The organism is Kitasatospora sp. NPDC091257 (assembly GCF_044757675.1).
In the GTDB taxonomy this organism is placed as follows: Bacteria; Actinomycetota; Actinomycetes; order Streptomycetales; family Streptomycetaceae; genus Kitasatospora; species Kitasatospora lactacystinica.
Genome location: NZ_JBIVVI010001829.1, coordinates 1 through 1,144, shown reverse-complemented (window position 1 = coordinate 1,144; position 1,144 = coordinate 1). Strand labels below are relative to the sequence as shown.

The following is a 1,144-nucleotide window of genomic DNA, read 5'->3' as shown; positions in this document are numbered from 1 at the left end:
CACCCGGTCGACCGCCCGCCGCCGGGGGGGCGAATCCCCCCTCAGCGGCCCGGACACGCCGCGCTGGCGGTGCGCCGCAGGTCCAGATGCCTGCGACGGGTCAGCAGCGGGAGACGGCACGGCATGTTCGCGACTGTACGAACCGTTGATCGATACCGTCAAGCAGCGTCCGCCCCCCGGGCGGGACCGGCCGGCCCCGCCGGGATCAGCCCTGCTGGAACATGTCCGCGGGGAGCGGCTTCAGCAGCTGATACAGGTCGTCCGAAATCGGTCGGTCCCAGGACGCGATGGTGACCAGGACGCCGTCGCTGCGGCCGAACTGGGCGCAGAACACGCGTTCCTCGCTGACCTTGACCTTCTTCACGATCAGCAGGTCGTCCCCGAGCATCACCGGGAAGTCCTCGGCCGAGACGAACTCGACCGGCTCGTCGTTCTCCAGCGCCGCGAGCAGCTGCCGCACCTCGAAGGGCACGTCGTCGCCGGTCTCCCGGGCGGGCGAACCCTCGGGGAGGTTGCCGATGAACATCGCCGGGCCTCTGCCGCCGAACAGGTCGTAGCGCAGGAAAATCCCCTGGCAGGAGCCGTCCGGGCCGGTCATCATGGCCGCACCGAAGTCACCGGGCCAGTCACCCGGGTCCATCGCGAGCACGTCGAAGTCCGGGCCGGCGGGCTGTCCGGAGCGACGGCGGAGAAAAGACATGGGAACATCGTACGTGTCCGGCAGACCACGCTCGCGAGGTGGGTGGGGCGCCGCCGGGGGACGAGCGGGAGATCGACGCTCAGAGACCAATGTTGACTCTGAGCAACCGTCCGGGCTACGTTCGGTTCAGCACGACAGCCGTTCTGGGTTTCACCCTTCGGGGGGACGGCATGTCGCAACGCGGCCCTACACGCGTTTCCCTCACTGTGCACTTGTCGTGCCGAACCGCCGAGCACCCAGCTTCGTCGTCGCACACAGCACGAACACACAAGCCAACAGTTCCATGCATCACAAGCCAGATCCGCGGGGCCCCGGCCCGTCGCTCCCGTGGATCTGCTCGGGACGCCGCCGCGTGGGGGCGTGCGGGTCCCGAGCATCGGTGCCGTCATCCGAGTCGCTCTCGGCGTCGGCGCCAACCTCCCGGCGACTGCCGGCCCCTCATGG

The 1,144-nt window shown here is 69.4% G+C and carries 2 protein-coding genes; both read right to left on the bottom strand.

The annotated features are described in order from the left end of the window. Positions 1 to 41: 41 nt before the first annotated feature. Positions 42 to 125, bottom strand: coding sequence for a putative leader peptide (locus ACIQOV_RS42325; protein WP_350526312.1), 84 nt, complete (start codon positions 123 to 125; stop codon positions 42 to 44). Positions 126 to 205: 80 nt separating this feature from the next. Further along, positions 206 to 700: a hypothetical protein gene (locus ACIQOV_RS42320; protein ID WP_030058989.1), complete on the bottom strand. Its 495-nt coding sequence runs from the start codon at positions 698 to 700 to the stop codon at positions 206 to 208. Positions 701 to 1,144: the final 444 nt, after the last annotated feature.